The sequence below is a fragment of the Amycolatopsis sp. cmx-4-83 genome (genome assembly GCF_046548815.1).
Classification (GTDB): domain Bacteria; phylum Actinomycetota; class Actinomycetes; order Mycobacteriales; family Pseudonocardiaceae; genus Amycolatopsis; species Amycolatopsis pretoriensis_A.
The window spans coordinates 208,187-226,357 of the sequence record NZ_JAEBEF010000006.1; the positions used below are offsets into that span (position 1 = coordinate 208,187).

An 18,171-nucleotide genomic window follows, 5' to 3' on the forward strand; every position below is an offset into this window, starting at 1 on the left:
TGTTTGCCGCATCTCCAGAGGCCGGTGCGTGCGTTTGTACGGCCCTTGTACCGGCGGCCGCCACGCTGTCCCCACAACGAATCCCGGAGGGACGGACAAATGAGAATTCGGATCGGGAAGCGGGTGGCCGGCGTGGCCGGCATCGCCGCGGCGATCGCACTGGCCGGCGCCGCCCCGGCCCTGGCGGCGACGGGCACGGTGCACACGGACTCGGGGATCGCGCTGACCGTGCGGTCCACGCCGAGCACCGGCGGCAGCGCGGTCGGCACGATCGCGGACGGCACCGCCGTCACCATCTCCTGCCAGACCAACGGATCGACCGTCGACGGCAAGTACGGCACGTCGGACATCTGGGACAAGGTCGGCGACGGCTACATCAGCGACGCCTACGTCTACACGGGCTCGGACGGCCGGGTGGCCCCGGACTGCGCGGGCTCGACCCTGTCCTGCACCACCGCGGGCACCGGGAACCCGAAGACCTGCGCGCAGGCGGTGGCCTACGCCAAGACCCGCGTCCACACGAACGACCTCGACTCCTACGAGGGCTGGTGCGACCGGATCAACGCGCAGAACTACGGCTGGACCGCGTCGGGCTCGGAGACGGCCTACATCCACTGGACTCAGATCCCGGCCTCGTTCAAGCACCCGGGCGACACCCAGGTCCCGGCGGGCGGCCTCGCGTTCTTCAAGAGCAGCGGCGCGGGCCACACGATGATCTCCATCGGCGGCGGCAAGTTCCTGTCGAACGACATCAACGGCTACGGCAGCTACACCGAGACGACGATCGCCCAGATCAAGAGCAAGTGGGGCCAGACCTACCTCGGCTGGTCACAGCCGTGGTTCAAGGTGAACCACTGACCTGACCAACCGGACCGCCCCCTGCCCACCTCCCCCGGGCAGGGGGCGGTTCAGGTTCCGGGCTTCAGGTGGTGCAGCACGAAGATCCCGCCGATCGCCGGCCGGTCCGGGCGCTCGTGGTCGGTCGCCACGTACTCGTCCAGCACCGCCAGGATCCGGCGGTCCAGCTCTTCCACCTCGTCCGGTGACAGGTGCAGCAGGAACTTCTCGTGCACCGCCACCGAAGCCGGGCCCGCCGCGCGCAGCTCCTCCTGGAAGATCTCGATCGGCGCGAACCGCGTCTCCGCGTCGGCGGTGGCCAGGGGACCGTCGAGCCACCAGGTCTCGTTGTCCGCGCGGTAGGGCTTCTCCAGCGCTCCGCTCGGCCCCGTCCGGACCGGCGCCGGGTGCAGCAGGCCGGCTGAAACCAGCTGGCGGACGTGGTGCAGGACCGTGCCCGGGTCGCGGTCGAGGCGGTCGGCCAGTTGCTTGTTCGTCAGCTCGTCGACCAGGCACAGCCGCATGATGCGCAACCGGAGCGGGTGGCCGAGGGCCTTGGCTTCCTCCGGCGTCGCCGGACGGCGGCGGCGTGGTTCGTTCATGGACATAGCGTAGTCGATCGATGGGGAAAGCTCACATCGATGGAGAAAAGCCCATCGATGTGCGATCCTCCATCCATGCACCGGACCTTCTGGCGGCTGTGGACGGCCGCGGGCCTGTCGAGCCTCGCCGACGGCGTCCTCAAGGTCGCCCTGCCGCTGGTCGCCGTCGGGTACACGCGCGAGCCGGCGCTGGTCGCGGGGCTCGCGTTCGCCTTCAGCGTCCCGTGGCTGCTCTTCGCGCTGCCCGCCGGCGCGCTCGTCGACCGGCTCGACCGCCGCCGCGCGATGCTCGCCGCCAACGTCCTGCGCGGGGCGCTCGTCGCCGTCGTCGCGGTGCTGACCGCCCTCGGCGGGGGCTCGATCTGGGCGCTCTACGTGGTCGCGCTCGGTGTCGGGACCGCCGAGACGCTCTACGACACCGCCGCGCAGTCGATCGTCCCGCAGGTCGTCGGGCGGGCCGAGCTCGCGCGCGCCAACGGCCGGGTCTACGCGGTCGAACAGACCGCCAACGAGTTCGCCGGGCCGCCGCTGGCCGGGGTCCTGGTCACCGCCGGGGTGCTGGCCGCGTTCGTCACGCCGGTGGCGCTGTGGGCGGTGGCGGTCGCCGCGCTGCTGTTCGTGCGGGGCTCGTACCGGATCCCGCGCGGCGACCGACCCACCACCCTGCGCGCGGACATCGCCGAGGGCCTGCGGTTCCTCGCCCGTCACAAGGTCCTGCGGACGTTCTCCCTCATGGTCGGCACGTTCAACTTCGCCACCGGAGCCATGTTCGCGGTCCTGGTCCTCTACGCGGTCGGTCCCGGCTCGGCGATGGGCCTGTCCGGTCCGGCCTTCGGCCTGCTGACGGCGACGACCGCCGCGGGCGGCCTGGCCGGGTCGCTGCTCGCCGAGACGGTGGAACGCCGGCTCGGCCGCGTCCGCGCGCTCCGGGTGTCGTGGCTCGCCGGCGGCCTGACGGTCGGCGTGCTCGCCGTGACCGCCGACCCGTACGTCGTCGGTGCGGCCTTCTTCGCCGGCGGCGCGGGGATCCTGGTGTCCAACGTGGTGATGGTGTCGCTGCGCCAGCGGATCACGCCGGACCGGCTGCTCGGCCGCCTCACCAGCAGCCACCGGCTGGTCGCGTGGGGCACCAAGTCGCTCGGCGCGCTGGCGGGTGGTGCGCTCGCGCAGGCCTTCGGGCTGCACGCGGTGTTCGTCGTGATGACCGTGCTGGCGTTCGCGGTGGTGGGCGGGCTGTTCGTGGTGACCGAGGACGCCCTCAGAGCCGCCGAGCCAGCAGTTCCGACGCTCCCGTCTTGACCGGCGCCACCACCATCCAGCCCCAGCGGCGGTACAGCGCGTGCGCCGGCGCCGCGGTCGCCGCCGCGAGGACCGCGGCCGGCTCGGTCCGCGCACCCAGCAAGGTTTCGAGCAGGGCCCGGCCGTGCCCCCGGCCGCGCTGCCCCGGCCGGACCGCGAATTCGTAGACGTAGAACAGCGGGCTCCCGGCGATCCACGACGGCGGTCCGCCGCCTGCCAGGGCAGGCCACCAGCCTGGCTCGCGGCCGACCCCGTAGGCGAACCCGGCGAGCATCCCTCCACTGTGGACGGTCTCCAGCGCGAAGCCGGGCAGCTGCGCGTGTCCGGCCACCGCTTCGCGGAACCGCGCCGCGTCGGCTTCGGTCTCCCCGTACGGCGGCTCCCGGTAGACCTCGTGGTAGAGGTCGGCGAGCTCGGCCCAGTCAGGCATCCACGTTCTCCCGTGCCGGGGCCGCGTCCGGGACCGCTTTCAGTCCCGCGAGGACGGCCACCGCCATGATGCAGCACCCGGCGAGCACGAGCCACGGCAGCTGCGGGCCACCCGCCAGCAACGCCGTGAAGGTCACCGGTGCCAGCACCCGCGCCGCACCCCAGAGCACTTCCTCGAGCCCGAGGTAGCGCCCGCGCAGGTGGGCGGGCGCGAGCGCCACGGTCAACGCGCTGCTGGTCGGCGCCTGCAGCAGCTCGGCCACCGTGAAAACCGCGGTGGCCAGCGTCAGCACGGCGAACGCGGGCAGCGCCGTCACCAGCGGCACGGCCGCGTAGAGCAGGAACGCCCCGGCCCACACCACGGCCGCGACCTGCAGCGTCCGCGCCCGGCGGAACCGCTCCACCCGCCCGGCCACGACCGTCTGCGCGAGCACCACCAGCACCGTGTTGAGGGCGAACAGCACGCCGGGCTGCCACGCCGGCAACCGCAGCGCGTCGAGCACGTACGCGCTCAGCAGCACCGTCAAAGCCAGGTCGCACAACGCGAAGACGAAGACCGTCACCAGCACGCGGCGGAACCCGCGGTCGGCGAGCACGGCCCGGTAACCCCCGCGCGGCGCGGTGGTCCGCGCCGGGGCTTCGCCCGCCCGGCCCTTCCAGGTCGCCACGAGCACGGCGGCGACGAGGAAGCTCACGGCGTTGAGCACGACGATCGCCGCGTAGCCGCCGACTACGACGAGCACGCTGCCGGCGAGCCCGCCGAGGCCGATCCCGACGTTGCGCAGCGTGCGCTCCATCGCGTACCAGCGGGCGCGCTGCCCGTCGTCGGCCACCTGCGCCACCAGCGCACCGGACGCGGGCCAGAACAGGCCTTCGCCCCAGAACGTCAGCGCCGCCAGCACCACCAGGACCGGCGGCGACCCGGCGAAGACGTACCCGGTGAAGGTGAGCACCCGCAGCAGGTTGGCCGCGACGACCACCCGCCGCGGGCCGAAGCGGTCCACCAGCGGGCCCGCGCAGAGCCCGGCCGGCAGGGCGAGCAACGCGGCGAGCGAGAGCGCCGCGCCGACCCCCGTCAGTGGAAGTCCCTTGGCGGCGTGGAAGTAGACGACGGCGAACGGCAGGAACAGGCCGGTGCCGAGCGCGTCCACGCCCTGGGCGGCGACCAGCGGGAGGCGGCCCCGGGTGCGGGGCAGCCCGAGCAGAGCGGTGACGGCCATCGGTGCGTCCTCAGGCGTGGGGGAGCGGGAAGGTGTTCAGCCGCGCTTCGGGCAGGGGGTGCGCGCGCCAGCCGAGGTCGACCGCCGCGCGGCGCACGCGGCCGTCGCCCCAGTACGGCAGCCCGGCCGGGAAGTTGGCCACCAGCCCCGGCACCAGCGTGTGCGCGGCGTGGAACCCGGCCGCGGCGACGTCACGGGTGGTGAGGTCCACGCTGAGCACCTCGAACCCGCGCGCCTCGACGCGGTCCTGGTAGGTCTTGAGCGTCCGCTCGCCGAGCGCGGGCAGACCTTCCCAGCTCCGCTCCGGCAGGTCGCGGACCCACGGCGCGACGTGGGCCGCCGCCCGCGGGTCGAGGTAGACCTGTTGCTGGCACAGCAGGTCCACGACGTCGCCGAAGTCCGCGCGGTAGGAGTCGAGGTAGCGCCGGTCGGCCCGGTACGGCTTCAGGTTGCCCAGGTGCGGCAGGTCGTCGCGCATCGCGGCCAGTTCGCGCTCGTCGTCGAGCGCGAGGCAGGTGTGCTGCAGCGTGAACCCTTCGGCGAGCGCCTTCTTCGCCGCTTCCAGGGCGTCGGGGCGGGTGGCGAACCCGATCGACAGCCAGCGGCGCGCCCGGTCGAACACCGCCGCCGCGACGACCGGGACGGCGAACTCGTTGTCCAGCGGGATCAGCGTGACTTCGTAGGTTTCGGTGGTGTCGGCGACGAGCGCGCGCACCTCGGGCGGCACCGGCAGGGCGCGCAGCCGCGGTGCGTTGGCCCACCACACCATCGTGGTGTCCCGTTCGAGGACCTCTTCGAGGCCGGAGGTGACGGCGTGCTCGGCGCTCGTGCCACCGGCCAGCCCGGCGATCAGCGGGTCGGTGAAGCGGGCCCCACCGGGTTCGGGTGCCTGCGAGACGAGGCACGCGGGCACCCACACCGGCTCCTTCGTGGTGTGCGAAAAGGCTTCCACCCACGCGCATTCCGCGTCGGTGGTCAGCGGCGCGAACGGGAACCCCGGGGTGCGGTGCTGCCGGGCCGAGTAGAGGTTGAGCCGGCGCGGGTCCAGCGCCGGGACGCCGGCGCGGCGCAGCTGGTCGTAGCTGCCGTGGCGGAGTTCGCGTTCCGGGGGCAGCCAGCTGCCGCAGTAGCGTTCGACGGCCTCGCCGATCGCGGACTCGCGGGCCGGCTCGAAGTCGTGCCACGACGTCCCGAACGCCTGGCGGTCGTTGGGCCAGTCGACGACCCGCCGCATGTCCGCGACGTCCACCGCGCACACCTTGAGCCGGGCGGGCATCCCCGGCGCGGCGGGCAGTTCGTGCACCGCGGTCACGATCCCGGTCCGGTCGTCGACGAGCAGGTCCGGCCGCAGGCCCTGGTCCCGGACCGGCCGGGGCCGGTCGGGCACCGGGAGAACGGGCCGGGGGAGCGCGGTCAGCCGGACGGGGTCGAGCTCGAGTTCGCCGGTCGTCGTCTCGGCGGGCTCGCCGGCGATCCACCGTTCGAGCTGGACGGCGAGGGCGCTGACCAGCCAGCGGGCGTCGGTTCGCCGGAACCGCGGCCCGGGCGGGGCTTCGGCGGCGGCGAAGGCGTCGGGGACCCGGGCGTCGAGAGCGGCCGAGCGGCGCCGCGCGAGCACGTCGGCGAAGTCGGGGCCGAAGCCCGGCTGGACCGCGGGACCGGCGATGCCCTGGCCGCGTTCGCAGCGGAAGGGGAAGAACCGCACGCCGTGCTCGGTGCAGAACGCGTCGAGCGCGCCGAGCTCCCGGTAGGCGGGGTGGGTGTAGGCGGCGACGAGGACGGTGTCGGCCGGGTTCAGGGGGAACGCGGCTTCGACGAGCGGTGGAACCGCGTTGTAGGCGGCCGAGCCGAGGATCTCCGCCGGGTCCTCGGGGTCCGCGAACCGCGCCGGACCATCGCCGGCCGTGCGGAGGACCTCCGCCGGGTTCACCAGGAGCGCGGCTTCGGCCAGCGGCCGCACCGACCCGTAACCGGTCGCTCCGAGAACCTCCGCCAGCGGTCCCGTCAGCTCGGCCGCCCCGGTGACCAGCACCGTCGTCGCGGCGAGGCGCCGGGCGCCGTCGTCGCCGGTTGCCGGGTGCAGGCAGCCGTCCGCTTCGAGGACGTCGAGCACCTCCGCGTGGTCCGGGCTCATCCCCGCGAGCAATTCGGCCCGCGTCCGGGTGCCGTCGCAGCGGCTCAGCCACGCGCGGAACTCGCCCACCGGCGCGGTGATCGAGTACTGGCCGCCGTTCGGGGTGCTGAGCAGGCACAGCTCCGGCTCCAGGTCGTGGAGCTCGACGCCGGTCAGCTGCAGGCGGATGTCGTCGGAAGGCATGGCGATCCCCTCGTCGGCGGGGCCGTGCCGCGGCCCGGGGAAGGGCCGCGGCACGTCTACGGCTGGGCCGGGACTACTTGGCGGACGCGCGGTTGTGCACGACGGCGCGGTTGTGGACCACGGCGCGGTTGTGGACGACGGCCCGGTTGTGCACGACCGCGCGGTTGTGGACGACGACGGCCGAGGGACGCTCGAAGCTCGAGATCATGGTTCCTCCTGCGGGGTGAAGTGGATGTCCCCCGGCGGGCCCACCGGGGCGGGGTGACGGGAACCAGTTTCGGGCGGCGCCGTGCGTCCTGACGTCTTCTGGACTGCGATCCGCACGCCCGCGCCCATGCGTTCGTCACGGTCCGGACATGACCCGCGCACGACGAAGGCCCCAACCCTCGGGTTCTGGTGGTGGCAACACCTGAGCTGTTCAGGGGGTGCGGTGCCGACATCCGCGAGACCCCGCCCCGCCGTCGCTTCCGGCTGCTGCCGAACCGCCCGTGTCAGCCGCGGCCCAACACCGGCAGAATCGCCGCCTGCCCCCAGCTGCTGGTCGCTGACCTCGGACCAGGGCAGCGAGATGGGCCGTCACCACGAGTTCGGCATCGCCACCGGCATCCCGGTCCACGTCTGCGACCCGCACCCGACGTGGCAACGCGGCTCCAACGAGAACCCCGACGGCCTGCTCGGCTCAACCGCCGTCCACGCGAAACGCTCGGCTGGGACATCCCAGCCGAGCGCTTGGCCAAGCTCCTGACCGAAGCCAGTCGATCACCTGTGGTGCGACGACCCCGGGAATCCGCCGGTCGGGGGAATTCCGGTCAGCTCACGCCCGGCAGGTCCGGCCGCGGTTCACGCAGTTGACCAGCCCGTTCATGATCCGCTGCGACATCACGTTCGCGAAGTCGTCGTGGTCGGAGAACGGGTTGTGCTTCTCCTGCGGGAAAGCGTCCACTTTGTACTGCTTCTTGACCTGGATGTCGTGCGGGATGTCGTAGGTCAGCGAGATCTGCAGCTGCGGCACCGCCTTGAAGCCCTTGGCGCACCGGCCGTTCTGGTCCGGGAACACGATGTGCGTGCGGTGGTTCGCGCTGTCGGTGTTCTGCCCGTCCCAGCAGCTCGGGAACGTGTGCACGCGCTTGACCTTGCTGTTCTCCGGGCAGATCGGGTACTTCTCGGTGACGCGGTTTTCGAACCCGCTGCACGTCCAGCTGGCGCGGGCGTTGGCGGTACCGTTGGTCGAGACCTTCGCGTCGCCGTAGAGCACGCGCAGGAACCGCGGCATGGCCACGACCTTGCCCACCGGGCTGCCGCGGAAGGTGATCTGGACCTTCTGCGGCCGCAGGATCTTGCCGTCGTTGCCGGGCAGCTCGTTGTTGTCGTCCTGCCCGGGCAGCGCACCGCCCGCGGTGCTGCTCGGCGGCGGCGTCGGCGATCCGGTGTCCTTGCCGGGCTTCGTCCCGCACGGCAGGCCGCCGATGCCGCCCGGCTTCGGCGCGAACCGGCCGATCGCGGTGAGGATTCGGTCGATGATCGCCTTGCGGCGGTCGTTGAGCGGGCCGATGATGCTGTTCTGGACGAGGTTCTCGCCGCCCTGGCCCTGCGTCGCCGCGACCTTCTTGTTCGCCTCGTCGGCCTGGGAGTCGAGCTGGTCGAGGTTGCTGTCCACTTCGTCCATCGCCTGGTCGGGGATGTCCGGCAGCTTGCTCGCGACGTCCGGGCAAGCGACCTGGACCGTCTTCGACTCCTGGGCGGCCTGCGCGCGGTCGCCGTCGGGCGCCTTCGCGGGCTCGTTCTTCTCCTCTTCGCCGGTGTCGATCCGGACGACGGGCCAGAAGTAGGCGGACTTGTCGCCGTTGCGGCAGGTGGTGCCGGCCTTCGCGAGGGTCTTGTTGGTGGAGTCGGCGTTGGTGGAGAGGTTGCCGACGTAGTCGTGCAGGTGCTGGGCGCCGTTGCGGACCCCGGGCTGCGCGATGAAGTTGTCCGGGTTGAAGTGCTGGTTCTCGTTGCGGCCGCAGTCGACGGTGAACGTGCCCGTCGCGGCGCCGTAGACCGGCCGCGGGTCGAACTGGTTCGGCTTCACCTTCAGGATGTCGACGAAGAACGCGGGGTTCGCCTCGTCGGCGCTGGCTTCGCCGGTGTTTCCGGTGGTCGTCGCGACGACGATGCCGCCGACCGCGATCGCGAGGGCGAGGCCGCCGGTCGCGATCTTGGTTCTGCGGGACAGGCGGTGCCGTCCTTGGGTGCTGCTGGGCATGGGGAAATCCTCCGGGGTGTCGGGCTGGCGGGAACGCGCGACACTGAACGGGTACGAGCCCAGGCTCGTGCCCATCAGGAATGCGTCGGCAAGGAACGGCTTTCCGGCTGGTCCACTGACCCGACATCAGTGGGTGCGCGCTCACCTGCCCGTGGCCGCGCCGTCAACCGGCTGGTTATCGTTCCGTTATGGAAGTTACACGGGCCTTTGACACCGGGCAAGCACCGAAAAAAGTTTGAACCGAACTGAACCCCCGTCCGTATCCCCAGGTGAGGCCCGGCGACTGGGCCCGGCCGGAAAGCCTTGCGCGAACCCGGGATCAGCGCAGCGGCGCGGGCACCGCGGGAATGGCGGCCAGTGCCGAGCCGAGCCGGTGGCCGACCGCGAGGCCGACCTGATCGCGCACCTCGGCGAGTTTCGCGACGTCGATTCCGGTCGCGATTCCTTCGCCGTGGAAGAAGTCGACGAGGTCGTCCGTGCCGACGTTGCCGGACGCGCCCGGTGCGAACGGGCAGCCGCCGATCCCGCCCAGCGCGGCGTCGAACCGGCGGATCCCGAGCGAGAGCCCCTCCCACGCGTTGGCGGCCGCGCGCCCGTAGGTGTTGTGCAGGTGCAGGCCGAGCGGGACGTCCGGCAGTTCGTCGCGCACCGCCGAAACGACCGCGCGCAGCCGGCTCGGCCGGGCGGCACCGATCGTGTCGGCGAGGTGGACGACCCGTGCGCCGAGCCGGCCGAGGCGCGCGGCCACGTCGGCGGTCCGGTCCGGCTCGGTGTCGCCGTCGAACGGGCAGGCGAACGCGGTCGCGACCGAAGCTTCGAGCGCGACCTCCGCGCCGGTGAGCAGTTCGGCGCACCCGGCCAGCCGGTCGAGCGCCGCGGCCGTCGGGACCCCGGCGTTCGCGGTGCTGTGCCCGTCGCTGGCGGAGACGACCAGCCGCACCGACTTGGCGCCGGCGTCGATCGCCTGCCGCGCCCCGCGTTCGGTGAACACGAGGGTGTGCAGGCAAGCGGGAGTGTCCGGCAGCAGCGCGCGGAGCACCTCGCCGGTGTCGGCCAGCTGCGGTACGCGGCGCGCGGAGACGAAGGAGCCGACCTCGAGCGCGCGGACGCCGGCGTCGACCAGGCCGCGGGCGAGCCGGACCTTTTCGTGCGTCGGCACGGTGAGGGACTCGTCCTGCAGCCCGTCGCGCAGCACGACCTCGGTGATGAGGACTTCGGTCACGTCAGATCACTCCCATTTCGCGGAGGCCGGCGACGGCGTCGCCGGTGATGCCGAGCTCGGCGAGCACGGCTTCGGTGTGTTCGCCCAGGTCCGGCCCGAGCGAGCGGGTGCGCCCGGGCCGTTCGGCCAGCGCGGGGACGATGCCCGGGAAGGTGACTTCGGCTTCGCGGCCCGCGCCGACGCGCACGCGGTGGCGTTCGTGCATGCCGCGGGCCTCGAAGTGCGGGTCCTTCGCGATGTCCGCGGCGGTGAGGATCGGGCCGCTCGGCACGGAAGCGGCCAGCAGCGCGGCTTCGGCGGCTTCCTGGGTGAGGGTGGCCGCCCACGCGCCGATCGCTTCGTCGAGCAGGCCGGTGTGGCGGACGCGCCCGGCGTTGTCCGCCAGCCGCGGGTCGGCCGCGAGGTCCGCGCGGCCGATGGCGTGCGCGAGCCGGCGGAAGATCGCGTCGCCGTTGCCGCTGACCACGATGTACTTGCCGTCGGCGCAGCGGTAGGTGTTGGACGGCGCCACCCCGGGCAGCGCGGAGCCGGCCGGGCCGCGCACGACGCCGTGCGCGTCGAAGTCCGGGAGCAGCGACTCCATCAGGGAATAGACGGCTTCGTAGAGCGCGACGTCGACGACCTCGCCGGGGCGGGCGCCGGGCTCGCGTTCACGGCGGAGCAAGCCCATGAGCGCGCCGATCACCGCGTAGAGACCGGCGACGGAGTCGGCGAGGCTGACCCCGACGCGGGTGGGCGCCTGGCCGGGGTAGCCGGTGAGCGCGCGCAGCCCCCCGATCGCTTCGGCGACACCGCCGAAGCCGGGCCGGTCGCGGTACGGGCCGGTCTGGCCGTAGCCGGAGACGCGCACGACGACCAGCCGCGGGTTGAGCGCGCGGAGCTCGCCGGGCCCGAGCCTCCAGCGTTCGAGCGTGCCGGGCCGGAAGTTCTCGAGCAGGACGTCGCTGCGCCCGGCCAGCGCCCGCACGATGTCCTGGCCTTCGGGACGGCGGAGGTCGACGGTCACCGAGCGCTTGTTGCGGCCGAGGGTGCGGAAGAGCAGCGAGGTGTCGCCGTCGTGCAGCCGCCAGCGCCGGAGCTCGTCGCCGGTGCCGGGGCGCTCGACCTTGACGACGTCGGCCCCGAAGTCGGCCAGCAGCCGCCCGGCGGTGGGCGCGGCGATGAAGTTGCCCAGTTCGACCACCCGGAGGCCCGCGAGGGGCCCGGATTGTTCACTCATGCCCGACTCCAAACCACCATGTGAGTTGTCAACTCAGAATACGGGCGTGTGTCGTGGAGTCAATGGGGGCGAGCGTCGCTAGACTGTGCGGCACACCACGGGCACGGGGCGGGGCGATGGCAGAGGAAGAGCGCAGCGGCGGCGGGACGACGCCGGTGCTGGTGCTGCGCAAGTTCAAGCAGATCCTCGAGTCGTTCACGATCGACGACCCGGAGCTGACGCTGCAGCAGATCACGCGGTCCACCGGGCTGCCGGCGAGCACGTGCCAGCGGCTGGTGCACAACCTGGTGCGCGAAGGCTTCCTCGACCGCTACGACGACACCTACCGCGTCGGCCTCGGCCTGGTCCGCTGGGCGGCGCCCGGCACGTTCGGCCTCGACCTGGTCCGGTTGACCCGCCCGGTGCTGCAGCAGCTGCGCGACGAAACGGGCGAGACGGCGTGCCTGTACGTCCGCGACGGCGCCTACCGCACGGTGATTTCGCTGGCCGAGTCCCGCCACCCGGTGGTCCGGCTGTTCGTGGTCGGCATGGTGATGCCGCTGCACGCGGGTTCGGCGGGCAAGGTCTTCCTGGCCTGGGACAAACTGGCGATCAAGGACGCGATCGGCCACGGCCTGGCCCGGTTCACCCCGCGCACGGTGGTGGACATCGACCTGCTGACCGAGCAGCTCGGCCAGATCCGGTCGACGGGGTACGCGGTGAGCTTCGAGGAACGTGACCTGGGCGCGGCGTCGTTGAGCGCCCCGGTGTTCGGGCTGAACGGCGAGGTCGGCGCGGCCATCGGGATCGGCGCCCCGACCCAGCGCATGACACCGGCCGACGTGCCGCGGTTGGCACCGGTGGTGGTGGAAGCAGCCCGGCGCGCCTCGGAGCGGCTGGGGTACCGGCCAGGCGGGGAGCAGGTCTCCGGCCTCTGAGCGGCCTGCGGGGAGTGGTCCCGCGGTCCGCAACGTCATGAACGAGTCGTTCACCTCGCCGGATGCCGGGGCTCCGGCAAAGACGCGTCGGTGTGGTCCGCAACGTTGTGCCGGTCTGGGGCGAGCGGGTCACCGGCGGCAGAGTGGCCCGGCCGTGCGACTTCGCCGGGACCTCCGGCCGCAGGTCATGAACGACCCGTTCATGACCTGCGGGGCGGCGAAATTCCCGGTCGGTCCCCTCTTGTCCGGATCCACGCCCCGACCTGCGATCCGGCGCCACCTGACCCATCCTGTCCCCGTCCCGTGAGTCCTTGACTCCATCGCACCTGCCGTCACATTATGGGTTGGCCAACCACATAGTGGCGAAGTCAAAGGAGACGACGGATGGCCCACCTCCCCGACGCGGCGCCGGACACCGGCACGATCGCGGGCCGGCTCGACCGGCTGCCCATCACCCGCACCCATCGGCGGGCCACCGTCGCCGTCGGGCTCGGGTTGTTCTTCGACTTCTACGAGGTCTTCCTGACCGGGGTGCTCAGCTCGGTGCTCGTCGAAGAGTTCGCCCTGACCAAGGCCGACCTGCCGCCGCTGCTCGCCTCGACGTTCGTCGGCATGTTCTTCGGGGCGCTCCTGCTCGGCCGGCTCGCCGACCGGTTCGGGCGGCGCGGGGCGTTCCTCGTGAACCTCGGGCTCTACTCGGTCTTCTCGCTGCTCGGCGCGTTCAGCGGCAGCGCGCTCATGCTGCTGGTCACGCGGTTCTTCGCGGGCATCGGCCTCGGCGCGGAGCCACCGCTGGCCGACACCTACCTGACCGACCTGCTGCCCGCCCGCAAGCGCGGCCGCTTCATCGCCTGGGCCTACACGCTCGCGTTCTGCGGCTTCCCGGTCGTCGGCTTCCTCGCCCGCGGCCTGACCGACCACGAGGTCTTCGGCATCGCCGGCTGGCGCTGGCTGTTCGTGATCGGCGCGCTCGGCGCCGCCGCGGTCTTCCTGCTGCGCCGCGGCCTGCCCGAATCGCCGCGCTGGCTGGACTCCGTCGGCCGCACCGAGGAGGCCGAGCACCTGGTCGCCGGCATGGAGGCCGAAGCGCGCGGGGCCACCGCCGGCACCCCGGCCCCGCCGCGCGGCGTCACCCGCAAGCGCGTCGCCGCACCCGTGCGCGAGCTCTTCGCCCCCGCCCTGCGGCGGCGGACGTGGATGATGGTCGTCTTCCACATCCTGCAGACCCTCGGCTACTACGGCTTCGGCACGCTGGTCCCGCTCGTCCTCGCGGCCAAGGGGTACGCCGTTTCGCAGTCGCTGCTGTTCGCCGCGCTGACCTACCTCGGCTACCCGGTCGGCTCCGCGCTTTCCCTGCCGATCGTGGAACGCGTCGAGCGCAAGTTCCTCGTGATCGGTTCGGTGCTGGCGATGGCGGTGTTCGGCATCGCGTTCGGCTATGCGGGTTCGATGGCGCTGATCCTGATCTTCGGCTTCCTCTACACCGCGACCAGCAACCTCTTCTCGAACGCGTTCCACATCTACCAGGCCGAAATCTTCCCGACGGCGCTGCGTTCCACGGCGTCCAGCGGCACGTACTCGCTCTCGCGCCTGGCCAGCGGCGCGATGCCGTTCGTCCTGGTCCCGCTGCTGAGCTCGCACGGCCCGACCACACTGTTCCTGGTCGTCGCGGGCGCGCTGGTGGTGGTCGCGGTGGACATCGCGGTCTTCGGCCCGCGCACCACGGGCCGCCGCCTGGAGAACGTCAACGACGCGGCAGCGCAGCCGATTCGATGACCGCCACCGCCTCGCCGACCGGCAGCCGCGCGGTGTCGACGACGAGGCGCTCGCGCGTCCACGGCTCGTACTCGCGGTCCACGATCTGCTGCCACGTCGGCGGAACCAGGTCCGCGATGCCGACGTCGCGGGTTTCCGCGCGGCGCCGGTGTTCCGCGGGGTCGGAGCAGACGATCTCGGCTTCGAGCACCCGGGCGCCGGCCCGGAGCCCGGCCTCGCGCCACGCGTCGCGGGTCACCGCGAGCGGGTTCACGCACTCGGCGATCACGCTCACGCCGGTGCGGAGCAGGTCGGCCGCGACGTCCTGGGCGACGACGTAGCCGACCGGCCCGAGCGGCTGCGCGAGCGGCGACGAACGGACGATGGCCTGTTCGATCGTGTCGACGCGCAGGAACGCGAAACCGGTGCGGCGGGCCAGTTCCGCGGCGACGGTGGTCTTGCCGGTCGCGGGCAGGCCGCCGACGGCGATCAGCAGCGGGGCACCCCGGGATGATCGCACGCGCGGCCCTCACGAGGCGTGCTTCTGCGCGAGCAGGCCGCGCCGCAGGGTGGCCAGCGCCCGGTGCTGGGCGACGCGGACCGCGCCCGCGCTGGCGAGGCCGACCGCGGCGGCCGTCTCCTCCGCGGTCATCCCGAGGATGATCCGCAGCACCAGGATTTCGCGCTGCCGCGGCGGGAGCGTGTCGAGCAGGCCGGACGACCAGTCGAGCGCCGCCGAGCGCTGGACCTCTTCGCCGGTCGGGTCGTCGCCGGTCCAGCGGTCGGCGGGCGGCTCGGCGACCGGGCTCGTGCGGTCGCGCGCCCGGCGGCGGTGGAAGTCCGACACCTTGTGCGACGCGATGCCGAAGACGAACGCCAGGAAGCCGTCGGCCGCGTAGCGGTAGCCGGGCAGCGCGTTGACGATCGCCAGCAGCACGTCCTGCGCGCAGTCCTCGGCGTCCGACGAGCCGTCCTGCCAGGTGCGGAGCCGGCCCAGGCAGTAGCGGAACACCAGCGGCCGCAAGGTGTGCAGCAGCCCGGCCACCGCGGCGCGGTCGCCGCGGATCGCCGACCGGACGAGGTCCGGGTCCAGGGTGAACGTCGCCGGGGGAGCGGACGCGCCCTCGGCGGAGTGCGGCGACATCGGCCTCACCCTTTCCCACACTCGCCGTCACGGATGATCACGACGCTAAGTCACTCCGCGTGGTCGCCACACCGGCCGGCCGGCCGCTGCGGCCCGGGTCTTCCGGCCCTGGTGCGCGGGCCCGCGGTGTGCGTCCGCGCGCCCGCGGCGGTGGGCGGGCCGAACGGCCCTATCGGGGCGCCCGGGCCACCGATCACGCTGGTGACCGGGTTATTCACAGGAGAAACACAGGGACGCGATGGTGGACGACGTGGGCTTCGGGCTCTTGCTGGACCGGCAGCAATGCCTGGCGCTGCTGCGGACGGCGAGCCTCGGGCGGGTGATCTTCACCCACCGGGCGATGCCGGCGGTCCGCCCGGTCCGCTTCACGGTCGTCGAGGACGCCGTGGTGTTCGCCGTCCCGGCGGCCAGTCCCCTCTACGCGGGTGCGCGCGACGCCGTCGTCGCGTTCGAAGCCGACGAATACGCCGACGACCTCGGCGCCGGCTGGTACGTCAGCCTGCTCGGGCGGGCCACCGAGTCCGGCGCGGTCGACATCGCCTGCCCGTGCCCCTGCCCGGTGCCGCCGGGCCACCGCTTCCTGCGCGTCCCGGCCGAGTCGATCAGCGGTCACCGCCTCGCCTGCCACGCCCAGTAACGAACCGGCTCCGCCGATCGACCCACCGGATGGACGAACCGGATTGGGCCGACGCGGGCAGTCTTCTGTGGCACCCTTGACGGCCCGGGAGTGGCCCGGGATTCGGGCGGAGCCTGCGGGGTCGACGGGAAGTGACGGACGAGATCAGCATGCCGGCGATCCTCGCGGCCGTGGGCGGCATCGTCCGCGAGCTCGAGCTGCCGTCGCTGCTGGAACGCGCGGTCGCGACGACGTGCGAGCTGGTCGGCGCCCCGCGCGGCCGGCTGGAGCTGCCGGAAAACGGCGTCGCCCGCTTCGGCGGCGAGCCCGGTGCCGGCGCGGTCGAGCTGCCGGTCCGCGCCGGGCCGCAGGTCTACGGGACCCTCGTCATCGAACCCGGTCCTGGCGGCGGGTTCTCCCGGCGGGAACGAGAAGTGCTGGGCGCGCTCACCGCGGCGACCGGGATGGCCGTGGAAAAGGCCCTGCTCGTCGACCAGATGCGCCGCCGCGAACGCTGGCTCGAAGCCTCTTACGACGTCACCGGCGCGCTGCTCGCGTCGCAGAACTTGAACACCACGCTCCGGCTGATCGCCGAACGCGCCCGCATCGTCGCCGGCGGCACGGCGGGTGCGATCGCCCGCCCGGCCGGGCCGGGGCAGCTGATCTTCGACGTCGTCGAGCCCCCGGGCGACGACGCCGACCGGCTCACCGGGCTGACCGTCCCCACCGAAGGCACCGCCACCGGCGTCGCGTTCGCGACCCGCCGCCCGGTCGTCGTGCGCGACTACGGCGAGCGCGTCCAGGAGGAGCAGCGCGACCGCGCCGGGCCGATGCCGGCGATGATCAAGGACCTCGACTCGGCCATCTCGGTGCCGCTGCTCGTCGGCGAGGACACCCTCGGGGTGCTGGTGGTCGCGAAGTTCCGCGACAAGTCGCCGTTCACCGACTCCGACGTCCAGCTGGCCGAGACCTTCGCCGGGCACGCCGCCCTCGCCGTCGAGTTCTCCCGCGCGCAGGAAGCGCGCCAGCAGCTGGCGGTGTTCGAAGACCGCGACCGGATCGCCCGCGACCTGCACGACCTGGTCATCCAGCGGCTCTTCGCGACCGGGCTGGGCCTGGAGGGCGTGAGCAGGCTGATCGCCGACCCGGCGGTCGCCGCGCGCGTGGCCGGGTTCGCCCAGGACCTCGACGGCACCATCCGCGAGATCCGCAACAGCATCTTTTCGCTGCAGGCACCCGCGCAGGCGCACGGCAGCCTCCGCGCGGAGCTGCTGCGGGTGGCCGTGGACGCCCGCGACACGCTGGGGTTCGAGCCGCGCGTCGGGTTCGACGGGCCGCTGGACGCCGCGGTGCCGGACGCCGTCCGCTCGGACTTGATCGCGTCGCTGCGCGAGGCGCTGACGAACGTCGCGCGGCACGCCGGGGCGACGTCGTCGTCGGTCGACGTGACCGTCGACGGGCTGGGCCGGCGGCTGACCCTGGTCGTGCGCGACGACGGAACGGGCCCGCCGCCGGACCGCGACCGGGTCAGCGGGCTCGGCAACCTGGCCGCGCGGGCCGCCCGCTGGGGCGGGACGTGCGTGCTGGTGGCCGCCGAAGACGGCGGCGCCCGGCTGGAATGGACCGCCGAACTGCCGGCCAGGGCCGGCGAGCAGGGGAGTGGACGATGACGATCGCGGTGTTCCTGCTCGACGACCACGAGCTGGTCCGGACCGGGCTGAAGACCGTCTTCGAGGCCGAACCCGACATCGAAGTGGTCGGCGAGGCGGGGACGGCGGCCGAGGCGCTGGTGCGGATCCCGCAGGCCCGCCCGGACGTCGCGATCCTCGACGTCCGGCTGCCGGACGGGCAGGGCGTCGAGGTGTGCCGCGAGATCCGGTCCACTGTGGAACCGCCGCCGGCGTGCCTGATGCTGACGTCCTATTCGGACGACGACGCGCTGTTCGGCGCGATCATGGCGGGCGCGGCGGGCTACATGCTCAAGCAGGTGTCGGGCCGGTCCCTGATCGACGCCGTCCGCACGGTCGCCGGCGGCGGCTCGCTGCTGGACGCCACGCTCACCGCGTCGGTGATGAACAAGCTGCGCGGGGAGAACGTCGCCACCGCCGACCCGCGCTACGAGCAGCTGAGCCCGCAGGAACGCCGGGTGCTCGACCTGGTCGCCGAGGGCCTGACCAACCGCCAGATCGCGGAGCGGCTGTTCCTGGCCGAGAAGACGGTGAAGAACTACGTTTCGTCGGTGCTGCACAAACTCGGCGTCGAACGGCGCACGTCGGCGGCTGTCTACATGTCCCAGCGGCGCGCCGGCCCGGACCGATCGGGCTGAATCCGGGACCGATCGGCCGCAAC

Annotated in this window: 17 protein-coding genes and 1 pseudogene; 8 read left to right on the plus strand and 10 right to left on the minus strand. The window is 72.9% G+C overall.

From position 1 onward, the window contains the following. Positions 1 to 99: 99 nt before the first annotated feature. Positions 100 to 858, plus strand: coding sequence for a hypothetical protein (locus ACLJQM_RS19825; RefSeq protein ID WP_410632299.1), 759 nt, complete (start codon positions 100 to 102; stop codon positions 856 to 858). A 50-nt stretch (positions 859 to 908) separates the two neighbouring features. Here ACLJQM_RS19825 and ACLJQM_RS19830 read toward each other — a convergent pair whose 3' ends face one another. After that, positions 909 to 1,439, minus strand: a complete 531-nt coding sequence (locus ACLJQM_RS19830) for an ArsR/SmtB family transcription factor (RefSeq protein ID WP_410632300.1) — start codon at positions 1,437 to 1,439, stop codon at positions 909 to 911. Between the two features lie 75 nt (positions 1,440 to 1,514). On the opposite strand from ACLJQM_RS19830, the gene ACLJQM_RS19835 reads away from it, so the two are divergent. Continuing rightward, on the plus strand, positions 1,515 to 2,738 hold the full coding sequence (locus ACLJQM_RS19835) for an MFS transporter (protein WP_410632301.1): 1,224 nt from the start codon (positions 1,515 to 1,517) through the stop codon (positions 2,736 to 2,738). Here ACLJQM_RS19835 and ACLJQM_RS19840 read toward each other — a convergent pair. The 4 genes from ACLJQM_RS19840 to ACLJQM_RS19855 form a co-directional block, all read right to left on the minus strand. Continuing rightward, on the minus strand, positions 2,698 to 3,168 hold the full coding sequence (locus ACLJQM_RS19840; protein WP_410632302.1) for a GNAT family N-acetyltransferase: 471 nt from the start codon (positions 3,166 to 3,168) through the stop codon (positions 2,698 to 2,700). The genes ACLJQM_RS19835 and ACLJQM_RS19840 overlap by 41 nt on opposite strands. Beyond that, positions 3,161 to 4,387 (minus strand): MDR family MFS transporter, encoded by a 1,227-nt coding sequence (locus tag ACLJQM_RS19845; protein WP_410632303.1) that lies wholly within the window; start codon positions 4,385 to 4,387, stop codon positions 3,161 to 3,163. Before ACLJQM_RS19845 ends, ACLJQM_RS19840 begins: the two co-directional genes overlap by 8 nt. Positions 4,388 to 4,397: 10 nt before the next feature. Then, complete coding sequence (locus tag ACLJQM_RS19850) at positions 4,398 to 6,704, minus strand: YcaO-like family protein (protein WP_410632304.1); 2,307 nt, start codon at positions 6,702 to 6,704, stop codon at positions 4,398 to 4,400. 73 nt (positions 6,705 to 6,777) lie between these two features. Beyond that, positions 6,778 to 6,912 (minus strand): hypothetical protein, encoded by a 135-nt coding sequence (locus ACLJQM_RS19855; protein WP_255482016.1) that lies wholly within the window; start codon positions 6,910 to 6,912, stop codon positions 6,778 to 6,780. A 333-nt stretch (positions 6,913 to 7,245) separates the two neighbouring features. Between ACLJQM_RS19855 and ACLJQM_RS19860 the strand changes: the two are divergent. Continuing rightward, positions 7,246 to 7,448: pseudogene (locus ACLJQM_RS19860) on the plus strand (IS30 family transposase); the annotation flags it as partial. A 70-nt stretch (positions 7,449 to 7,518) separates the two neighbouring features. On the opposite strand, the gene ACLJQM_RS19865 reads toward ACLJQM_RS19860, so the two are convergent. The 3 genes from ACLJQM_RS19865 to ACLJQM_RS19875 all read right to left on the minus strand — a co-directional run bounded on the left by ACLJQM_RS19865 (position 7,519) and on the right by ACLJQM_RS19875 (position 11,390). Further along, entirely contained in the window at positions 7,519 to 8,949 is a 1,431-nt protein-coding gene (locus ACLJQM_RS19865; protein WP_410632305.1) for a DUF1996 domain-containing protein, read from the minus strand. Between the two features lie 319 nt (positions 8,950 to 9,268). After that, complete coding sequence (locus ACLJQM_RS19870) at positions 9,269 to 10,171, minus strand: hydroxymethylglutaryl-CoA lyase (RefSeq protein WP_410632306.1); 903 nt, start codon at positions 10,169 to 10,171, stop codon at positions 9,269 to 9,271. A 1-nt stretch (position 10,172) separates the two neighbouring features. Next, a complete protein-coding gene (locus ACLJQM_RS19875; protein WP_410632308.1) occupies positions 10,173 to 11,390 on the minus strand; it encodes a CaiB/BaiF CoA transferase family protein in 1,218 nt (405 codons plus the stop codon). A gap of 116 nt (positions 11,391 to 11,506) precedes the next feature. Between ACLJQM_RS19875 and ACLJQM_RS19880 the strand changes: the two genes are divergently transcribed. Further along, entirely contained in the window at positions 11,507 to 12,307 is an 801-nt protein-coding gene (locus tag ACLJQM_RS19880; protein ID WP_410632309.1) for an IclR family transcriptional regulator, read from the plus strand. A 384-nt stretch (positions 12,308 to 12,691) separates the two neighbouring features. Continuing rightward, positions 12,692 to 14,083 carry an MFS transporter gene (locus tag ACLJQM_RS19885; protein WP_410632310.1) on the plus strand — a complete coding sequence of 464 codons (1,392 nt, stop codon included), beginning with the start codon at positions 12,692 to 12,694 and terminating at the stop codon, positions 14,081 to 14,083. Here ACLJQM_RS19885 and ACLJQM_RS19890 read toward each other — a convergent pair. Both ACLJQM_RS19890 and ACLJQM_RS19895 read right to left on the minus strand, forming a co-directional pair. Further along, a complete protein-coding gene (locus tag ACLJQM_RS19890; RefSeq protein ID WP_410632311.1) occupies positions 14,052 to 14,582 on the minus strand; it encodes an AAA family ATPase in 531 nt (176 codons plus the stop codon). The genes ACLJQM_RS19885 and ACLJQM_RS19890 overlap by 32 nt on opposite strands. A gap of 9 nt (positions 14,583 to 14,591) precedes the next feature. Continuing rightward, a complete protein-coding gene (locus ACLJQM_RS19895) occupies positions 14,592 to 15,206 on the minus strand; it encodes a sigma-70 family RNA polymerase sigma factor (protein WP_360769385.1) in 615 nt (204 codons plus the stop codon). A gap of 238 nt (positions 15,207 to 15,444) precedes the next feature. Between ACLJQM_RS19895 and ACLJQM_RS19900 the strand changes: the two genes are divergently transcribed. From ACLJQM_RS19900 to ACLJQM_RS19910, 3 genes are all read left to right on the plus strand, one after another. Then, positions 15,445 to 15,843: a pyridoxamine 5'-phosphate oxidase family protein gene (locus ACLJQM_RS19900; RefSeq protein ID WP_410632312.1), complete on the plus strand. Its 399-nt coding sequence runs from the start codon at positions 15,445 to 15,447 to the stop codon at positions 15,841 to 15,843. 149 nt (positions 15,844 to 15,992) lie between these two features. Beyond that, positions 15,993 to 17,492 carry a GAF domain-containing sensor histidine kinase gene (locus ACLJQM_RS19905; protein ID WP_410632550.1) on the plus strand — a complete coding sequence of 500 codons (1,500 nt, stop codon included), beginning with the start codon at positions 15,993 to 15,995 and terminating at the stop codon, positions 17,490 to 17,492. Then, positions 17,489 to 18,148: a response regulator transcription factor gene (locus ACLJQM_RS19910; RefSeq protein ID WP_360769381.1), complete on the plus strand. Its 660-nt coding sequence runs from the start codon at positions 17,489 to 17,491 to the stop codon at positions 18,146 to 18,148. Before ACLJQM_RS19905 ends, ACLJQM_RS19910 begins: the two co-directional genes overlap by 4 nt. Positions 18,149 to 18,171 lie beyond the last annotated feature (23 nt).